At 71.1% G+C, this 18,338-nt stretch carries 16 protein-coding genes; 9 read left to right on the top strand and 7 right to left on the bottom strand.

Going from position 1 to position 18,338, the window contains the following annotated elements; all coding sequences use genetic code 11:
• Positions 1 to 91: 91 nt before the first annotated feature.
• Positions 92 to 1,729 (bottom strand): replicative DNA helicase, encoded by a 1,638-nt coding sequence (dnaB, locus tag AB0N04_RS29160; RefSeq protein ID WP_360212817.1) that lies wholly within the window; start codon positions 1,727 to 1,729, stop codon positions 92 to 94.
• Between the two features lie 452 nt (positions 1,730 to 2,181).
• Between dnaB and AB0N04_RS29155 the strand changes: the two genes are divergently transcribed.
• Positions 2,182 to 3,522, top strand: a complete 1,341-nt coding sequence (locus AB0N04_RS29155; protein ID WP_360212819.1) for an MATE family efflux transporter — start codon at positions 2,182 to 2,184, stop codon at positions 3,520 to 3,522.
• 132 nt (positions 3,523 to 3,654) lie between these two features.
• Here AB0N04_RS29155 and rplI read toward each other — a convergent pair whose 3' ends face one another.
• The 4 genes from rplI to rpsF all read right to left on the bottom strand — a co-directional run bounded on the left by rplI (position 3,655) and on the right by rpsF (position 5,423).
• Entirely contained in the window at positions 3,655 to 4,101 is a 447-nt protein-coding gene (gene rplI / locus AB0N04_RS29150; protein WP_360212821.1) for a 50S ribosomal protein L9, read from the bottom strand.
• 17 nt (positions 4,102 to 4,118) lie between these two features.
• Positions 4,119 to 4,355 carry a 30S ribosomal protein S18 gene (gene rpsR, locus AB0N04_RS29145; RefSeq protein ID WP_030304537.1) on the bottom strand — a complete coding sequence of 79 codons (237 nt, stop codon included), beginning with the start codon at positions 4,353 to 4,355 and terminating at the stop codon, positions 4,119 to 4,121.
• 78 nt (positions 4,356 to 4,433) lie between these two features.
• The gene (locus AB0N04_RS29140) at positions 4,434 to 5,036 is read right to left on the bottom strand and encodes a single-stranded DNA-binding protein (protein ID WP_360212823.1); all 603 of its coding nucleotides are present in this window, start codon (positions 5,034 to 5,036) and stop codon (positions 4,434 to 4,436) included.
• Positions 5,037 to 5,132: 96 nt separating this feature from the next.
• Positions 5,133 to 5,423 carry a 30S ribosomal protein S6 gene (gene rpsF / locus AB0N04_RS29135; RefSeq protein WP_063348486.1) on the bottom strand — a complete coding sequence of 97 codons (291 nt, stop codon included), beginning with the start codon at positions 5,421 to 5,423 and terminating at the stop codon, positions 5,133 to 5,135.
• Between the two features lie 316 nt (positions 5,424 to 5,739).
• On the opposite strand from rpsF, the gene AB0N04_RS29130 reads away from it, so the two are divergent.
• The 3 genes from AB0N04_RS29130 (at position 5,740) to AB0N04_RS29120 (ending at position 8,385) form a co-directional block, all read left to right on the top strand.
• Positions 5,740 to 6,039 (top strand): hypothetical protein, encoded by a 300-nt coding sequence (locus tag AB0N04_RS29130; protein WP_360212825.1) that lies wholly within the window; start codon positions 5,740 to 5,742, stop codon positions 6,037 to 6,039.
• 179 nt (positions 6,040 to 6,218) lie between these two features.
• On the top strand, positions 6,219 to 7,337 hold the full coding sequence (locus tag AB0N04_RS29125; protein WP_360212827.1) for a peptidoglycan bridge formation glycyltransferase FemA/FemB family protein: 1,119 nt from the start codon (positions 6,219 to 6,221) through the stop codon (positions 7,335 to 7,337).
• A gap of 13 nt (positions 7,338 to 7,350) precedes the next feature.
• A complete protein-coding gene (locus AB0N04_RS29120) occupies positions 7,351 to 8,385 on the top strand; it encodes an alanine racemase (protein ID WP_360212829.1) in 1,035 nt (344 codons plus the stop codon).
• 19 nt (positions 8,386 to 8,404) lie between these two features.
• Here the strand turns inward: AB0N04_RS29120 and AB0N04_RS29115 are convergent, their stop codons facing one another.
• Entirely contained in the window at positions 8,405 to 9,982 is a 1,578-nt protein-coding gene (locus tag AB0N04_RS29115) for a glycosyltransferase 87 family protein (RefSeq protein ID WP_360212831.1), read from the bottom strand.
• 157 nt (positions 9,983 to 10,139) lie between these two features.
• On the bottom strand, positions 10,140 to 12,800 hold the full coding sequence (locus AB0N04_RS29110; protein WP_360212833.1) for a transglycosylase domain-containing protein: 2,661 nt from the start codon (positions 12,798 to 12,800) through the stop codon (positions 10,140 to 10,142).
• Between the two features lie 353 nt (positions 12,801 to 13,153).
• Here AB0N04_RS29110 and AB0N04_RS29105 point away from each other — a divergent pair, with 353 nt between their 5' ends.
• The 5 genes from AB0N04_RS29105 to AB0N04_RS29085 all read left to right on the top strand — a co-directional run bounded on the left by AB0N04_RS29105 (position 13,154) and on the right by AB0N04_RS29085 (position 18,332).
• Positions 13,154 to 13,855 carry a PadR family transcriptional regulator gene (locus AB0N04_RS29105; RefSeq protein WP_360212834.1) on the top strand — a complete coding sequence of 234 codons (702 nt, stop codon included), beginning with the start codon at positions 13,154 to 13,156 and terminating at the stop codon, positions 13,853 to 13,855.
• 126 nt (positions 13,856 to 13,981) lie between these two features.
• Positions 13,982 to 15,064 (top strand): inositol-3-phosphate synthase, encoded by a 1,083-nt coding sequence (locus tag AB0N04_RS29100; protein WP_313764715.1) that lies wholly within the window; start codon positions 13,982 to 13,984, stop codon positions 15,062 to 15,064.
• 134 nt (positions 15,065 to 15,198) lie between these two features.
• Positions 15,199 to 16,536: an MFS transporter gene (locus AB0N04_RS29095; RefSeq protein WP_360212836.1), complete on the top strand. Its 1,338-nt coding sequence runs from the start codon at positions 15,199 to 15,201 to the stop codon at positions 16,534 to 16,536.
• A gap of 96 nt (positions 16,537 to 16,632) precedes the next feature.
• Entirely contained in the window at positions 16,633 to 17,265 is a 633-nt protein-coding gene (locus AB0N04_RS29090) for a hypothetical protein (protein ID WP_360212838.1), read from the top strand.
• A 53-nt stretch (positions 17,266 to 17,318) separates the two neighbouring features.
• A complete protein-coding gene (locus AB0N04_RS29085) occupies positions 17,319 to 18,332 on the top strand; it encodes a hypothetical protein (RefSeq protein ID WP_360212840.1) in 1,014 nt (337 codons plus the stop codon).
• Positions 18,333 to 18,338 lie beyond the last annotated feature (6 nt).

Raw genomic sequence — 18,338 nt, 5'->3', positions numbered from 1 at the left:
GGGAGTCCATGCGGAGCATCGGCGACTGACGAGAAGCCGGCGAGGTGCGTGCCCCGGCGGCGACCGCCTGGCGTGATCCGAAAGACACGCCCTAGTCCCGGGTCATGTCGACGAAACGGGAGTAGTGGCCCTGGAAGGCCACCGTGATGGTGGCGGTGGGGCCGTTTCGGTGCTTGGCGACGATCAGGTCGGCCTCGCCCGCCCGGGGGGACTCCTTCTCGTACGCGTCCTCGCGGTGCAGCAGGATGACCATGTCGGCGTCCTGCTCGATCGAGCCGGACTCGCGCAGGTCGGAGACCATCGGGCGCTTGTCGGTGCGCTGCTCGGGGCCACGGTTCAGCTGGGAGAGCGCGATCACCGGCACCTCCAGCTCCTTGGCCAGCAGCTTCAGGTTTCGCGACATGTCGGAGACCTCCTGCTGGCGGTTCTCGGCCCGGCGGGAGCCGCCGGACTGCATCAGCTGGAGGTAGTCGATGACGACCAGCTTGATGTCGTTGCGCTGCTTGAGCCGGCGGCACTTGGCCCGGATCTCCATCATCGACAGGTTCGGCGAGTCGTCGATGAACAGCGGTGCCTCGCTGACGTCCGGCATCCGGCGGGCGACCCGCGTCCAGTCGTCGTCGGTCATGCTGCCGGAGCGCATGTGGTGCAGCGCGACCCGGGCCTCGGCCGACAGCAGGCGCATGGCGATCTCGTTGCGGCCCATTTCGAGCGAGAAGATCACGCTCGGCAGCTTGTGGTGGATCGAGCAGGCCCGCGCGAAGTCCAGCGCCAGGGTCGACTTTCCCATCGCGGGACGGGCGGCGATGACGATCATCTGGCCGGGGTGCAGGCCGTTGGTGAGCGCGTCGAAGTCGGCGAAGCCGGTCGGGACGCCGGACATCTGGCCGTTGCGGGAGCCGATCGACTCGATCTCGTCGAGCGCGCCCTCCATGATGTCGGCGAGCGGCGCGTAGTCCTCGTTGGTGCGCTGCTCGGTGACGGCGTAGATCTCCGCCTGGGCGGCGTTGACGATCTCGTCGACGTCGCCCTCGGCCGCGTAGCCCATGCCGGCGATCCGGGTGCCGGCCTCGACCAGCCGGCGCAGCACCGCGCGCTCGTGGACGATCTGGGCGTAGTACTCGGCGTTGGCGGCCGTCGGGACGGAGTTGACCAGGGTGTGCAGGTAGGACGCCCCGCCGACGCGCTGCAGCTCGCCGCGCTTGGTGAGCTCGCCGGCCACGGTGATCGGGTCGGCCGGCTCACCGCGGGCGTAGAGGTCGAGGATGGCGCCGTGCACCAGCTCGTGCGCGGGCCGGTAGTAGTCGGCCGGCTTGAGGACCTCGACCACGTCGGCGATGGCGTCCTTGGAGAGCAGCATGCCGCCGAGGACGGACTGCTCGGCCGCGAGGTCCTGCGGGGGGACCCGCTCGAAGCCGTCCCCGCCGCCCTGGCCCTCGTCGTCGCGGCGCTGCCAGCCGCCCTCGCGGCCGCCGTCGCGCTGGGAGCCGCCCTTGCCGCCCTTGCCGCCCTGGAAGCCGCCCTTCTGGAAGCCGCCGTCACGGCCGCCCTGGCCGCCCCCCTGACCGCCACCCTGGCCGCCGCGGGCGCGGGAGACCGGGAGCCGGTCGCCGGGGCCGTCCGGGAACGGCGCGTCGTCGAAGGCACCGGCCGGGAAGGGGTCCTCCGCGGTCGGCCAGTCCTCCTCCGGCGGCGGGGCGTCGTGGTCGTCGTACTGGGGGCCGGTCACGCGTGTTCCCCGTTCAGCGAGTGGTGCGAGATGGAGCGGGCCTTGCCGGTGGCTGGGTGGAGCTGAGCCGCTCCTCTTTGTACGCCACGGCTCCGACAAATCGGACGCCGGGGCGGGCTGGAGTGTCGGGCGGAGGGCCCACGCTAAGGCGCCGGGAGCCGTTCAGCCAAGGCGGTTATCCACAGGGGGTGTGGACGAGCGCCGCCGTCCTGTGGAGAAGTGCCGCAAAGCTGTGGACACCCCTGTGGAAGGTCCTGTGGATAACCCGACCATCGATCCACCGTCAACCCGTTGACCTGGGACTACCTCGATCCGGGCCTGTGCATGAGAAATTCTTCACACACCTCCGAACGGCTGTGGGCACCGAGCGGGCCGGGCGCGTCGCTCAAGAATTCGAGTAATGATCGCCTGGCCCTGGCAACCATTACCTGTGGATGAGTAGCCTGGAGCCCATGACCGTCTCGCCCACCGCCCCGACCCCGTCCAGACGCCGGCACGACCGGGAGATCCTCGCGCTGGCCGTCCCGGCCTTCGGTGCGCTGGTCGCCGAGCCGCTCTTCCTGATGGCCGACTCGGCGATCGTCGGGCACCTCGGCACCCCGCAGCTGGCCGGTGTCGGGGTGGCCGCCGCCGCGCTCTCCACCGCGACGGGCGTGTTCGTGTTCCTCGCCTACGCCACCACCGCCGCGGTGGCCCGCCGGATCGGGGCCGGGGACCGCCGGGGCGCCGTCCAGCAGGGCGTCGACGGCATCTGGCTGGCCCTCGGCCTGGCCGTCCCGGTGGTCCTGCTCACCCTGCTGCTGGCCCCCTGGACCGCCGACGTCCTGGGCGCCTCGCCCACCGCCGCCCCCTACGCCGTGACCTACCTGCGGATCAGCGCCCTGGGGATCCCGGCGATGCTCATGGTGCTCGCGGCCACCGGCGTGCTGCGCGGCCTCCAGGACACCCGGACCCCGCTGCTGGTGGCCGTCGCGGGCTTCGCCGCCAACATCGGGCTGAACGCCGGACTGGTCTACGGGGCCGGGCTCGGGGTGGCCGGTTCGGCCTGGGGCACCGTGCTGGCGCAGACCGGGATGGCCGCCGCCTACCTGGTCGTGGTGGTCCGCGGGGCGCGCCGCGAGCAGGCCTCCCTGCGGCCCGACGCGGCCGCCATCCGGGCCGGGGCCAGGGCCGGCGGCCCGCTGCTGGTGCGCACGGTGAGCCTGCGCGCGGTGCTGATGATCGCCACCGCGGTGGCCGCCCGGCTCGGGGACGACCAGGTGGCCGCCCACCAGATCACCATGACCCTGTTCAGCTTCCTGGCCTTCGCCCTGGACGCCATCGCGATCGCCGGGCAGGCGATCATCGGCCGCTACCTGGGCGCCTCGGACGTGCCGGGAGCCCGGGCCGCCACCAGACGGATGGTCGAGTGGGGGATCGGCTCCGGGGTGGTGCTCGGCCTGCTGGTGGTGGTGGCCCGCCCGCTCTACGTGCCGCTGTTCACGCCCGATCCGGCGGTGCAGGGCCAGCTGGACACCGCCCTGCTGCTGCTCGCGCTGAGCCAGCCGGTGGCCGGTCTGGTCTTCGTGCTGGACGGCGTGCTGATGGGCGCCGGGGACGGCCCCTACCTGGCCCGGGCTGCGATCGCGACCCTGGTGGTGTTCACCCCGGTGGCCGTCGCGGTGCCCGCCACCGGCGCCGGGCTGGCCGGGCTCTGGTGGGCGATGAACCTGTTCATCCTGGTCCGGGCTGCCTTCCTGGTCGGCCGGGCGCGCGGCGGGCGCTGGCTGGTGACCGGCGCCGTCCGGGCGTAGGCCGCTCCGGGCCGCTCCACCGGGCCTTCCCGGGGCGGCGTCGACCGCCCGAGCAGCCGCGGGTACGACTGAGGGAACGACTGAGGGCCGGGCTCCCGGAGGAGCCCGGCCCTCAGGCCACTGCTACGGAACTCAGGCGGCGACGACGGCGACGTCGAGGTTGGCCTGGACGTCGGCGTGCAGCTTGACCGAGACCTTGTGGGTGCCCACGGTCTTGATCGGCGAGGCGATCGCGACGGCGCGCTTGTCCACGGCCGGGCCGCCGGCGGCCTTGATGGCCTCGACGACGTCGGACTGGGTCACCGAGCCGAACAGGCGGCCGGCGTCACCCGAGCGGACGGCCAGCTTGACCTGGACGCCCTCGAGCTGACCCTTGACCTCGTTGGCGGCCTCGAGGGTCTGGATCTCGTGGATCTTGCGGGCGCGACGGATGGCGTCGACGTCCTTCTGGCCGCCCTTGGTCCAGCGGATGGCGAAGCCACGCGGGACCAGGAAGTTGCGGGCGTAGCCGTCCTTGACCTCGACGACCTCGCCGGCGGAGCCGAGACCCGGCACCTCGTGCGTGAGGATGATCTTCATTACTTGGTCACCCTCTCTTAGCGCGCGGTGCTGGTGTAGGGCAGCAGCGCCATCTCACGGCTGTTCTTCACGGCCGTGGCGACGTCACGCTGGTGCTGGGTGCAGTTGCCGGTGACCCGGCGGGCACGGATCTTGCCACGGTCGGAGATGAACTTCCGCAGCAGGTTCGTGTCCTTGTAGTCAACGTAGTTGACCTTGTCCTTGCAGAAGACGCAAACCTTCTTCTTCGGCTTGCGAGCAGGCGGCTTCGCCATTGTGTGCTCCATTTGGGGTTCACGGCCCGGCGGGCGTCCTGGGACGCCGCGGCCGGGCCGCACGAAATCTGTCAGCTCTTAGAACGGGGGCTCTTCCGAGTAGCCGCCACCGGACGGGGCACCCCAGCTGCCGCCGCCCTGCTGGCCGCCGGACGGAGTGCTGGACGCCCACGGGTCGTCGGAGGGGCCGGACTGGCCGCCGCCGGAGTTTCCACCCCAGCCGCCGCCGCCCTGCTGGCCGCCGCCGCCTCCCCAGTTGCCGCCACCCTGGCCGCCGCCCTGCTGGCCGCCGAAGCCGCCACCGGGAGCGCCGGACCGGTTGGCCCGGGTGACCTTGGCGGTCGCCGAGCGCAGGCTCGGGCCGACCTCGTCGACCTCGACCTCGAAGACCGTCCGCTTCTCGCCTTCCTTGGTCTCGTAAGACCGCTGGCGCAGTCGGCCCTGCACGATGACGCGCATGCCCCGCTGCAGCGACTCGGCCACGTTCTCCGCCGGCTGCCGCCAGACGTTGCACGTGAGGAAGAGGCTCTCGCCGTCCTTCCACTCGTTCGTCTGACGGTCGAAGGTGCGGGGGGTGGACGCGATACGGAACTTCGCGACCGCCGCACCCGACGGGGTGAAGCGCAGCTCGGGGTCGTCGACGAGATTGCCGACGAGGGTGATGACGGTCTCGCCTGCCATGGTGGTGATGACCTCTCGGGAAGATGTCCGTTCACCGCTGTTTCACGTGAAACAGCGGACGCGAGCTACCCGAGACCCGAAGGCCTCAGAGGTGGCTCAGTGGGTGTCCGGGCGCAGGACCTTGGTCCGCAGAACCGACTCGCTCAGGCCCATCTGGCGGTCGAGCTCCTTGACGACCTCAGGCGTGGCCTTCAGGTCGATGACCGAGTAGATGCCCTCGGACTGCTTGTTGATCTCGTAAGCCAGACGGCGACGACCCCAGGTGTCGACCTTCTCCACCTTGCCGCCGGCGTTGCGGACGACGGTGAGGAAGTTCTCGATCAGGGGGGAGACAGCGCGCTCCTCGACCGAGGGGTCGAGGATGACCATCACCTCGTAGTGACGCATGGGTAACCCACCTCCTTTGGACTCAACGGCCACGGTCTCTCCGTGGCAGGAGGGTTGTGCAGCGTCGGCACCGGAGCAGTGACGACACCGGCCACCGTAGCGGCCGGGTCCGACAGCGGGCCCCGCTCACCCCGGAGGGGGTGGTCGCCCGGAAGAGGGCGCAAGGGGGCACAACTACACCAGTGCAGACGGCCAACCCTACCCGCACCCGTACGGCCGAACAAAACGCATAGGGGTTGTGAGAGCGGCCCAACCGCCGCAATCTGGACGGAACGGGATTCCTGCTCGTTCGTCTCCACGCCAGGAGGTGGGACACATGGCCCAGTCCGTCCACCACATGCCGGCCCTCACGCTGAACACCGACGGCCACCCGCACCCCCGCGAGAACACCCTGGTGGCCCTCACGGCCGTGCTGGGAGTGATCGCCTTCACGACCTCGTTCTTCCACAACCTCCACCTGCTGACCTCGTGGACCGGTCTGTTCGGGATCGTCACCGGGCTGCTGGGCGTGTTCGTCTCGGTCACCACGGCCGAGCGGTTCGTGCTGATGGTCAGCCTCGGCGCCTCGGCCGTCGGCTTCTACCTGGGGATGGCCCGCGGGGGACTCTGGGGCTGAACCCGGCCCCCGGCCGCCCCGCGCGGAACCCTGGGCGCCCCCGTGGCGTATCTGCAAGGAGACAGGTACGCGACGGGGGCGCCGTCACGCCCGGGGACTCGGGCGTCCGGGCCCCGGACGATAGGGTCAGCCCGAGAACCTGGGGCTCACCGCAGCCCGACCGACGAGGAGCACCGAGCATGAGCCTGCGCCTGAGGACGATCACCCGCGAGGAGCACCTCGCCTTCATCAGGAGCCGTGCCTCGGCCAGCCACATGCAGGTCCCGTCCTGGGGCGACGTGAAGGCCGAGTGGCGATCGGAGTCGATCGGCTGGTTCGACGAGGCCAACCAGCTCGTCGGCGCCGGCCTGGTGCTCTACCGGCAGCTGCCCAAGGTCAAGCGCTACCTCGCCTACCTGCCCGAGGGCCCGGTCATCGACTGGTTCGACCGCGACCTCGACCGCTGGCTCTCCCCGATGCTGGCGCACCTGAAGTCCCAGGGCGCCTTCTCGGTGAAGATGGGCCCGCCGGTGGTCATCCGCCGCTGGAACGCCCCCACCATCAAGGAGGCCATCGCCGCCAAGCAGGCCAAGCGCCTGCGCGACATCGAGGCCGACTGGTACGAGCCGCGCGCCTTCGAGGTGGCCGACCGGCTGCGCAAGGCGGGCTGGCTGCAGGGCGAGGACGGCGGCGCCGGCTTCGGCGACGTCCAGCCCCGCTACGTGTTCCAGGTGCCGCTGGCCAACCGCTCGCTGGACGACATCCAGAAGGGCTTCAACCAGCTCTGGCGCCGGAACATCAAGAAGGCCGAGAAGAGCGGCGTCGAGGTGTTCCAGGGCGGCTACGACGAGCTGCCGATCTTCCACCAGCTCTACCTGGTCACCGCCGAGCGCGACCGCTTCACCCCGCGCCCGCTGTCCTACTTCCAGCGGATGTGGAAGGCCCTCACCGCCGAGGACCCCAACCGAATGCGGCTCTACATCGCCTACCACGAGGGCGAGCCGCTGGCCGCGACCACGATGCTCGTGGTCGGCGAGCACGTCTGGTACTCGTACGGCGCCTCGGCCAACCACAAGCGCGAGGTCAAGCCCTCCAACGCGATCCAGTGGCGCATGATGCGCGACTCCTACGCCCTCGGCGGCGGCGTGTACGACCTGCGCGGCATCAGTGACACCCTGGACGAGAACGACCATCTGTTCGGCCTGATCCAGTTCAAGGTCGGCACCGGCGGCCAGGCGGCCGAGTACCTCGGCGAGTGGGACTTCCCGCTCAACAAGCTGCTGCACAAGGCCCTCGACCTCTACATGTCCCGCCGCTGAGGAGGCTGACCCGATGACGCTGTCGCTCTACCTCGACACCGAACGCTGGCGCGCCCACCAGCGCACCGTGCTGGCCGAGTTCCCCGGACTGGTGCCGGTCGCCAAGGGGAACGGCTACGGCCTGGGCAACCACCGGCTGGCCGAGGAGGCGACGCTGCTCGGCACCGGCGTGCTGGCCGTCGGCACCGCGTACGAGGCGGCCGACGCCGCCGAGTGGTACGGCGGCGAGCTGCTGGTCCTCACCCCGTACCGGGTCGGCGAGGAGGTGCTGCCGCTGCCGCACGCCCGGGTGATCCGGACGGTGGCGAACCTGGACGCCCTGCGGGCACTGCCCGGCGCCCGGGTGGTGGTGGAGTGCATGACCACGATGCGCCGGCACGGGGTCTCCGCCGCCGAGCTCCCGGCGGTCGCCGCCGAGCTGGACGGCGTGGCCTTCGAGGGCCTGGCCCTGCACCTGCCGATGGACCGGCCGGACGGCTCCAGCCCGGTCGAGGAGGTCGCCCACTGGGTGGACACCGCCCGGGCCGCCGGGCTGCCGGTGCACACCGTGTACGTCAGCCACCTGGGCGCGGCCGGCATGGAACAGCTGGCCCAGCGCTACCCGGACACCGTCTTCCGCGCCCGGATCGGCACCCGGCTCTGGCTGGGCGACCACGGCGCCCTGGAGGTCCGGGCCACCGTGCTGGACGTCACCCCGGTGCGCAAGGGCGACCGCTACGGCTACCGCCAGCACCCGGCGCCGTCCGACGGCCACATCGTGGTCGTGGCCGGCGGCACCGCGCACGGCATCGGCCTGGAGGCGCCCAAGTACGTGCAGGGCATGTCCTCGCGGGCCAAGGGCATCGCCCGGGCCGGTCTGGCGACGGTCAACAAGACCAAGTCGCCGTTCCACTGGGCGGGCAAGCAGCTCTGGTTCGCCGAGCCGCCGCACATGCAGGTCTCGCTGCTGTTCCTGGACGGGGAGACCAAGGCCCCCGCGATCGGCGAGGAGCTCGGTCTCCAGGTGCGGCACACCACCACGCACTTCGACCGCGTGGTGGACCGCTGACCGTCCGTCCGGGCGGGGCCTACGGCTTGTCGGCCGGCTCCAGCAGCTGCGGCTCACCGAGCCACTGCTCGGCGCCGGCCGGCGCGTACCCGGCGTAGCTCTCCTCCTCGCGCAGCCGGCGGGCGGTGCCGAGCACGAAGGCGTCCGGGGCGCGGTCGAACACGCCGCCGGACGGGTCGTCGGTGCCGTCCCAGCGCACCGGGTCGCGGTCCGGCAGCAGGACGTCGCGGACCACCATGACGACCAGGTAGAGCGTCCCCAGCAGGTGCAGCACGACCGCGAACTGGTACCAGGCCTCGCCGATGCCGTGCTGCTTGGGCCCGGTGACGAAGCCCAGGTAGGACCAGATGCCCAGGGTGTAGAGCACCTCGCAGGCCTGCCAGACCAGGAAGTCCCGCCAGCGCGGCCGGGCCAGCACCGCGAGCGGCAGCAGCCAGAGCGCGTACTGCGGCGAGTACACCTTGTTGACCAGGACGAACAGGGCGACCACCAGGAAGGCCAGCTGCGCGAAGCGCGGGCGGCGCGGCGCCGAGAGCGTCAGCCACGTGACGGCCAGGCAGCCCAGCACCATCAGCACGCCGATGTAGAGGTCGAGGTCGGCCAGGCCCGCCCCGCGGTTCTGCATCAGGATCACCCAGAACGAGCCGTAGTCCTCGGCGCGGTGCTTGCTGAAGACGTAGAAGGTCGACCAGCCCTGCCAGTTGGCGATCATGATCGGCAGGTTGACGACCAGCCAGGCGCCGAGCGCGCCACCCAGCGCCGCGCGGAACTCGCGCCACTTCCCGGTCCGCCAGCAGAGCACCAGCAGCGGGCCCAGCAGCAGCACCGGGTAGAGCTTGGCCGCGGTGGCCAGGCCGATGAAGACGCCCGCCCAGCCGGGCCGGGAGCCGGCCCACCAGGCCATCGCCACGGCGGCCAGCGCGACCGCGAGCAGGTCCCAGTTGACCGTGCCGTTCAGCAGCAGCACGGGGGCCAGCGCGAACAGCAGGGCGTCCCACGGGCGCCGGCGGTGGGTGCGCGAGAGCGCCACCACGGCCACCACGGCGCAGGCCATCAGCATCCCGGCGTTGATCGCCCAGAACCACTGCTCCTGGCTCTGCTGGGTGCCGCCGCCCGGCGTCAGCCAGGCCGCCAGCTGCATGAACAGCCCGGTGAGCACCGGGTACTCGAGATACTGGAGGTCTCCGGAGGTGCCCGGGATGCGGTCCACGTAGGGGTGCAGCCCGGCCGAGAAGCCGCGGCCGGAGAACAGGTGCGGGATGTCGCTGTAGCAGGCGTGGATGTACTGCGGCGAACCCGGCTGGAACCAGGCCTGCTGGTAGCAGGGCGCCTTCTGCAGCATCCCGAGCACCGAGACCACGATCACCGCCAGCGCCAGGAAGCGCGCCGGGATCCACCAGGAGACGCCCAGCAGCGCCCGGCGGCCGGGCGGGCCGCCGATCACCTCGCTGCCGGCCGCCGCCACCGGGTCCTCGTCGGCCGGGACGACCACGGTGTTGGCCGGCGGGGCGGCCGTGCCGACGGCGGGCTGGGCCGGCCCTGCGGCGTCGCCGGTCCCGACCGGGGCGGCGGATTCGTCACGATCGCTCGACGTCATGCCGGACATCCTGCCGCACCGGCCCGACCGGGACGAGGAGGACCCCGTTCCGGTGCGGCCGCGGCCGCGGCGGTCGGCGGCGAATCATGACGAAACGGCGGCGGCGGCCCTCCGCAGAGGACCGCCGCCGCCGTTCGCCCGTTCGACGGGAGGTGGATCAGCCCGCCGGGGCGACCTGGCCGCCGCCTCCCGGGGTGCTGGTGGGCTTGCCCGACTTGGTCGGCGACGTCGTGGTGGTGGGCGGGTCGGTCGGCGTCGTCGTGGGCTGGGTCGAGTTGCACAGGCCGGGCAGGATGCAGGTGTTCGTCGGACCGGGGTGGGTCTTGGTCGGCTGCGTCTGGGTCGGCTGCGGGGCCGGGCAGTCCACGCCCGGGACGCAGTTCCCGCCGCCCTGGGTGGGCACGGGCGGCTGCGGCGGGTTGTTGCCGCCGGCCGGCTGCGTCTGGGTCGGGCCGGGCTGCTGGGTCGGCGGGGCCGTCGGGGTGTCGGTCATCGTCGGCGAGGCCGTCGGGGACGCCGTGCTCGGGGCGCCGGAGGAGTCCACCTCGGTGCCGACGGGCTGCGGGGTCGGGAAGTCCATCTTCTTCTCGTTGGCCAGGGCGGCCTTCATGTACCGGGTGAAGACGTCGGTCGGGATGTCACCACCGTGGATGGACTCCTTGCCGCCGGTGCCGTTGAGCGACAGCCGCTCGTGCTTGGTCGGGTCCTCGCGCCACATCGCGACGCTGGTGACCAGCTGCGGGGTGTAGCCGACCCACCAGGCCGACTTGTTCTGGTCGGTGGTACCGGTCTTGCCGGCCACCGGGCGGCCCAGCGCGTTGCTCTTGCTACCCGTACCGTTCTTGGCCACGTTCACCAGCACGTCGGTGACGTTGTCCGCGACGGCCGGCTCCAGCGCCACCTTGGCGTCCTTCTTGCCGAAGCCCGCGCGCTCCCTGCCGTCCACCTCGACCTTGGTGACCGAGTAGGGCTCGGACTCCTTGCCGCTGGCCGCCAGCGTGCCGTAGGCGGTGGCCATCCGGATCGGGCTGATGGTGGAGGTGCCGAGGGCGAAGGTCGGGGTCTTCGGGTCGGCGAAGCTCTCCTTCTTGATGCCCATCTGCTCGGCGATGTTGGCCACGTTCTGGCCGCCGACGTCCTGGTTGAGCTGGACGAACGGCACGTTGTACGACCACTGCATGGCCTGCCGCAGCGAGACGTAGCCGCGCTTGCCGCTGTCCTCGTTCTTCTGCCGGTAGGGCTTGCCGTCGTCGCCGATCACCAGCGAGCCGTCGGGCTTGCGGATCTCGGACATGTCGTCGGAGAGGTAGCGGCTGTCGGCGTTGATCCGCTTCGGCTTGCCCTTGTCGTCGGTGGCCGTCTGGACGCCGACCTGCATCGCGGTGGCCAGCACGAAGGGCTTGAAGGTCGAGCCGACCTGGACGCCGATGGCGTCGGCGTTGTTGTCGAAGTGGCCGTTCTCCACGCCGTCGCCGCCGTACAGGGCGACGATCGCACCGTCGCCCGGGCGGATGCTGGCGGAGCCGAACTGCACCCACTTGTCCTGGTCGGGGCGCTTCTGCAGGTTGAGGTTCTCGTTCTTGACGTCGTCGACGGCCTTCTTCAGGGCGTCGACCTTGTCCTTCTCGAACGTGGTGTAGATCTTCAGGCCGCCCTTGTCGATCATCTGCTGGGTGATCGTCTTGTCGGTGGCCATCACGTACTTGTTGGCGGTGTCGACCAGGTAGCTGACCTCACCGTTCATGTTGGAGCTGGGCTTCAGCGGGACCGGGTCCGGGAAGGTGGTGCACTTCGCCCGCTCCTCCGCCGTGGCGTTCTTGGTCTCCACCATCCGGTCGAGGATCCACTTCCAGCGGTCCTCGGCGCGCTGGCGGTTGGCGGCCTTGGTGGGGTCGTAGTAGTTCGCGCCCTTCAGCAGCCCGGCCAGCATGGCGCTCTGGCAGAGGTTGAGGTCCTTGGCGTTGACGCCGTAGTACGCCTGGGCGGCGGCCTGCGCGCCGTTGGCGTTGCGGCCGAACCAGCTGGTGTTGAGGTAGCCCTTCAGGATGTCGGGCTTCTCCATCTTCTGATTGATCTTCAGCGTGATGAAGAACTCCCTGACCTTGCGGGTCAGGGTCTGCTCCTGGCTCAGGTAGGCGTTCTTGACGTACTGCTGGGTGATCGTCGAGGCGCCCTGGGTCTCCCCGCCCTTCGCCATGTTGTAGACGGCGCGCAGCATGCCCTTGGGGTCGACGCCGCTGTCGGTGCGGAAGGTCTCGTTCTCCGCGGCGATGACGGCGTTCTGCAGGGTGGGGCTGATGTCGGCGAGCTCGACGATCTGGCGGTTGGTGTCGCCCTTGCGGGTCATCTCCGTGCCGTCGGCCCAGTAGTAGATGGTGTTCTGATCCTTGACCAGGTCCTTGAGCTGCGGGATCTCGGTGGTCTGGTAGAGGTAGAACACGACGCCGACGCAGGCGGCGAAGACCGTCAGGAACGCGGTCAGCCACTGCTTCCAGGAGGGCAGCCAGCGCCGCACGCCGGTCTTGCCGAACCGCGGGTAGTCGATGAAGCGCTTCTTCCCGGGGTCGGCGGCGGCAGCGGCCGAGGCCGCGGCGGCACCGCGGCGACCCCCCTTGCCGCCCTTCTGCGCGGCCTTGCGCATCTCGGCGCGACCCATCCGGGGCTGCTGGGCGGTCTCCCGGACGCCCGGAGGGCGCCGGCGGCCGATCCCGTCCGAGCTCAGCTCGTCACGGCCGGGTCCGCCCTGACGGCCACCGCCACCCGGGGGCTGCTGCCCGTCACCGCCCGGGTCGGGCGTCCTTCGCCGTCGTTCGCTCATGTTGCAGCCACTCCTCGCCAGGCGGTTCCAGCCTGAAGGCAGGGTTCACGTCCGATGCCCGCCAACCGCCCTAACCCCGGAGGTGGTCCTCGTGCACACGCGACAGCGTACGCAGCAGAGAATCGCAACTAATCGGGCATCAGTCGCCAATAACCGCAAAACGGCAGCAGATCATTACACGCCCGTTGCCAATCTCCCCCGCGCGTCGGCTTGTGATCACATTCACGCGTGCCCCCCTTGCCCCTTTCGAGGGCCCGGTTTACTGTTCTCGATATATCGAGCCGATACATCGAGACGGCATACCGCCCGATGCAGCGGCCGGACGAGGGTCGAGAGGGAGGAGGACGACGGCAGTGGGCAGGCGCTCAGGAGTGTTGGAGTTCGCCGTTCTCGGCCTGCTCCACGACGCACCGATGCACGGCTACGAGCTGCGCAAACGCCTCAACGTCCTGCTCGGCACGCTGCGGGCGTTCTCCTACGGAACGCTCTACCCGTGCCTGAAGAGCCTGGTCGCCCAGGGTTTCCTGGTCGAGGACAACCCGGACGTCGAGTACGTCCCGGCCACCGCGCTCAACGGCAAGCGGTCCAAGACCGTCTACCGGCTCTCCCCCGAGGGCAAGCAGCGGTTCGAGGAGCTGCTCGCCGACTCCGGGCCGGACGCCTGGGAGGACGAGCACTTCGGCGTCCACTTCGCGTTCTTCGGCCAGACCGACCGGGCCGTGCGGATGCGCGTCCTGGAGGGGCGGCGCAGCCGGCTGGAGGAGCGTCTGGAGAAGATGCGCAACTCGCTGGCCCGGGCCCGCGAGCGGTTCGACGACTACACCGTCGAGCTGCAGCGGCACGGACTGGAATCGGTGGAGCGCGAGGTCCGCTGGCTCAACGAGCTGATCGAGACCGAGCGGGCCAACCGCACCGGCCGGACCGGGCCCGCCACCGGCGGCGGCACCACCGCCGCACCCCACAGGACTTCGGACGGCCGTGGCCAGGAGGAAGGGTCCCTGGACCCGCCCGGGCCACCGTACGACCGCCCGGGGCGCTCCGCCCAGGAGCGCTGACACCGCGCCAGCCCCGTGCCGCGCGGCAGGAGTGGGCGCCTCGCGCCCGTACAAGCAGTCATCGAAGAAGCAGGACGAGTGCCGTCGACCCCGGCGGTGCTCATGAGATCACAGGGAGCAACCGGAATGGGTTCGGTTCGCGTAGCCATCGTGGGCGTGGGCAACTGCGCCGCGTCGCTGGTGCAGGGTGTCGAGTACTACAAGGACGCCGACCCGGCCGGCAAGGTCCCCGGGCTGATGCACGTCCAGTTCGGCGACTACCACGTCCGTGACGTGGAGTTCGTCGCGGCGTTCGACGTCGACGCCAAGAAGGTCGGCTTCGACCTGGCCGACGCCATCGGCAACAGCGAGAACAACACCATCAAGATCTGCGACGTGCCGCCGACCGGCGTCACCGTCCAGCGCGGCCACACCCTCGACGGCCTGGGCAAGTACTACCTGGAGACCATCGAGGAGTCCGACGAGGCCCCGGTCGACGTCGTCCAGGTCCTCAAGGACCAGCAGGTCGACGTCCTGGTCTGCTACCTGCCCGTGGGTTCCGAGGCCGCGGCCAAGTTCTACGCGCAGTGCGCCATCGACGCCAAGGTCGCCTTCGTGAACGCCCTGCCGGTGTTCATCGCGGGCACCAAGGAGTGGGCGGACAAGTTCACCGAGGCCGGCGTGCCGATCGTCGGTGACGACATCAAGTCCCAGGTCGGCGCCACCATCACGCACCGCGTGATGGCCAAGCTGTTCGAGGACCGCGGTGTCATCCTCGAGCGCACCATGCAGCTGAACGTCGGCGGCAACATGGACTTCAAGAACATGCTCGAGCGCGAGCGCCTGGAGTCCAAGAAGATCTCCAAGACGCAGGCCGTCACCTCGCAGATCCGCGACCGCGAGCTGGGCGCCAAGAACGTCCACATCGGCCCCTCGGACTACGTGGCGTGGCTGGACGACCGCAAGTGGGCGTACGTCCGCCTCGAGGGTCGCGCGTTCGGCGACGTCCCGCTGAACCTGGAGTACAAGCTCGAGGTCTGGGACTCCCCGAACTCGGCCGGTGTCATCATCGACGCCGTGCGCGCCGCGAAGATCGCCAAGGACCGCGGCATCGGCGGCCCGATCCTGTCGGCCTCCTCGTACTTCATGAAGTCCCCGCCGGTCCAGTACTTCGACGACGAGGCCAAGGAGAACGTCGAGAAGTTCATCCGCGGCGAGGTCGAGCGCTGAGCGCTGAGCTGCACCGCGGGTGACCGCCCGTAGCGGCTCCGAAGGGCCCACGATCACCGGATCGTGGGCCCTTCACCGTTTCCCGGCCGATGTTTCACGTGAAACAACGGACGGATCCATGGCACCCTGAGCGGGTGGCGATCACCGAGAACGGCAGCACCCACCAGTCCCCGCACCGTGCCACGCTCCTCGGTCTCCTGCGCGGCCGGGACTTCCGGCGGCTGCTGACCGCCCGGGTGCTCTCCCAGCTCTCGGACGGCGTCTTCCAGGTCTCGCTCGCCGCCTACGTCGTGTTCTCCCCGGAGAAGCAGTCCTCCCCCGCCGACATCGCCTCGGTGCTGGCCGTGATGCTGCTGCCGTTCTCGGTGATCGGCCCGTTCGCCGGCGTGCTGCTGGACCGCTGGCGCCGCCGCCAGGTCCTCTACTACGGCAACCTGGCCCGCTTCGGGCTCGGGCTGGGCACCGGCGCACTGCTGCTGGCGGAGGCGCCGACCTGGCTGTTCTTCGCCTCGGCGCTGCTGGTCACCGCGCTCAACCGGTTCATCCTGGCCGGCCTGTCCGCCGCCCTCCCCCGGGTGGTGGAGCAGGACCGGCTGGTGACCGCCAACGCCCTCTCCCCCACCCTGGGCACGGTCGCCGCGGCCTCCGGCGGCGGCATCGGCTTCCTGCTGCACCAGGTGATGGCCCCGGGGCCGCGGGCGGACGCAGCGCTGGTGACGGTGGCCTCGCTGCTCTACCTGTCGGCCGCGCTGGCCGCCCGCCGGATGGACCGCGACCTGCTCGGCCCGGAGCAGCACGGGGACCGGCCCGCGCTCGGCCAGGCCCTGGTCCGGGCCGCCGTCGAGCTCGGTGCCGCCGTCCGCCACCTGGCCCGGGACTGCCGGCCCGCCGTCCACGCGCTGGCGGCCGTCACCGCGGCCCGGTTCTGCTACGGCGTGCTGATCGTGGTCGTGGTGATGCTCGCCCGCTACACCTTCAACGACCCGGCCGACAGCGCGGCCGGGCTGGTCACCCTCGGCCAGGCGGTCGGCCTCTCCGCCGCCGGGTTCTTCATCGCCGCGGTGATCAGCCCCTGGTGCACCCGCCGGCTCGGACTGGCCGGCTGGATGACGGTCTGCCTCGCGGCGCCGGTGGTCTTCGTCCCGGCGCTCGGCCTGAGCTTCTCCCTGGTGCCCTGCCTGGTCGCGGCGCTGCTGCTCGGGGTGGTCACCCAGGGCACCAAGATCTGTGCCGACACGGTGGTCCAGGAGTCGGTCGAGGACGAGTACCGCGGCCGGGTGTTCGCCATCTACGACGTGCTGTTCAACGTGGCCTTCGTGGCGGCCGCCCTGGTCACCGCGCTGGTGCTGCCGCTGTCCGGCCGCTCGGTCGCGGTGGTCGGCGGGGTGTCCGCGGTGTACGCGATCTCCGCGGCCCTCTACCTGCGCGCCGCCCGGCGGGACGAGCCCCTCCCCGGCGGCCCGTCCTCCTGACCCCCCCGGGCCCTCGGGACCGACGGCGTCCGAGCGAGTCGCTAAGGTACGTCAGACCTGTCGGAGCGACAGCACTCGGTCTCGGGGGACGAACTGATGAGCACACCGCCCAACCCGTACGGGCCGCCGCCGGCGTACGGCCAGCCTCAGCCGGCCTACGGGCCGCCGCAGCCCGGGTACGGACAGCAGCCGCCCGCGGGGCCGTACGGGTACCCGCAGCCGGCCCCGCCGCAGCCCGCGCCCGGCTACGGGCCGCCCCCGGGGTACGGCCCGCCGCAGCCCGGCGCCCAGCCGCCGTACGGGCAGCAGCCCCCCGCCGGGCCCTACGGGTACCCGCAGCCCGGACCGGCCGGCCAGGCCCCCGCGGCACCCGCCAAGAAGCGCGGGACCAAGGCCAAGCTGAAGGCCGTCGGGCTGGTCGGCGGCTGCATCGCCCTGGCCGTCGGCTACTTCGTGAGCGGTCCGAGCGTCAGCAGCGCCAAGCCCGGCGACTGCGTCAAGGTGAGCGGTTCACGCGACGTCGAGATCGCCAAGTGCACTGACTCCAAAGCGAATTACCGCGTCCTGTCGACGTTCGACAACACCACCGACGTGAACCGCTGCAAGCAGACGCCGCAGACCACCAGTGCCGTGTCGGGCAAGAGCGGACGCCGCTGGAACAAGAAGCGGTACGTGCTCTGCCTCGGCCCGCTGGCCCGCACCGGCACCCCGCCGGTCGGGAAGTCCTGACCTCTCCGCCACCACCGTCCCCGGGGGACCTCTTGTCCGTTCCGCCGCCCCAGATGCCGTACGGCGCGCAGCCGCCCAACGACGGCAACCCGTACGCCACCGGTAACCCGTACGGCCAGCCGACTCCGCCACCCCCGCCGTCGGGCCCGCCCGGCTACGGCTACCCGGCCGCCCCGCCGCCGCCCGACCAGGCGTACGGCTACCCCCAGCAGTCCGCGCCCGGCTACGGCTACGGGTACCCGCAGCCCGGGCCGCAGGACGGGCCCACCTGCCGCTTCTGCGGCGGATTCCCGGCCGTGGACACCACCGTCCGCGGCCACCAGGGCCTGGTCCTGGCCTACCGGATGCTGCGGATGTCCGGCCCGTTCTGCCGCACCTGCGGGACGGCGACGGTGCGCGACATGTCCGCCCGCACCCTGGTCCAGGGCTGGTGGAGCCCGGTCTCGGTGCTGCTGGCCCCGATCACCCTGCTGCTGAACCTGATCCCCAACGGCCGGGTCAAGCAGCTGCCGTACCCCGTCCCGGGCAGCCACGGACCGCAGCTCGACCCCGGCGTCCCGCTGACCCGGCGGCCGCACATGCTGGCGCTGCTGCTGCCGCTGTCGCTGGTCCTGACGATCGTGCTGGCCGCCACCGGGGTGCTCGGCCCCAAGAAGGACGACCCGGTCACGCCGGTCTCGGTGCCCACGGTGACGGTGCCCCCGGTGACCACCTTCTCGCCGCCGCCGCTGCCGACGTACACCCCGCGGCCGGTGCCCACGCCGACGTTCACGCTCCCGCCGGTGGCCACCCCCAGCGCCACTCCGGACGGCATCGACGACGCCAAGATCGGCGACTGCCTGCGCAACGAGAACGGCACCGGCGCCACCCACGACGCCAGCCCGAAGATCACCATGCTGCCCTGCAGCGACTCCCGCGCCCAGTACAAGGTGGTCTGGAAGTACTTCGCCACCTCCGACGACAAGGTCTGCGAGAAGCAGCCGAAGTCGGACAGCACCTACACCCGCACCTACTCCAACCTGACGGCGCTGAGCTACGTGCTCTGCCTGCAGAGCGTCAACGGCTGACGGGCA

This window comes from Kitasatospora sp. NPDC051702 (assembly GCF_040681575.1).
Taxonomy (GTDB): domain Bacteria; phylum Actinomycetota; class Actinomycetes; order Streptomycetales; family Streptomycetaceae; genus Kitasatospora.
The sequence above is the reverse complement of the archived record's forward strand: the minus strand, read 5'-3'. Positions and strand labels throughout refer to the sequence as shown.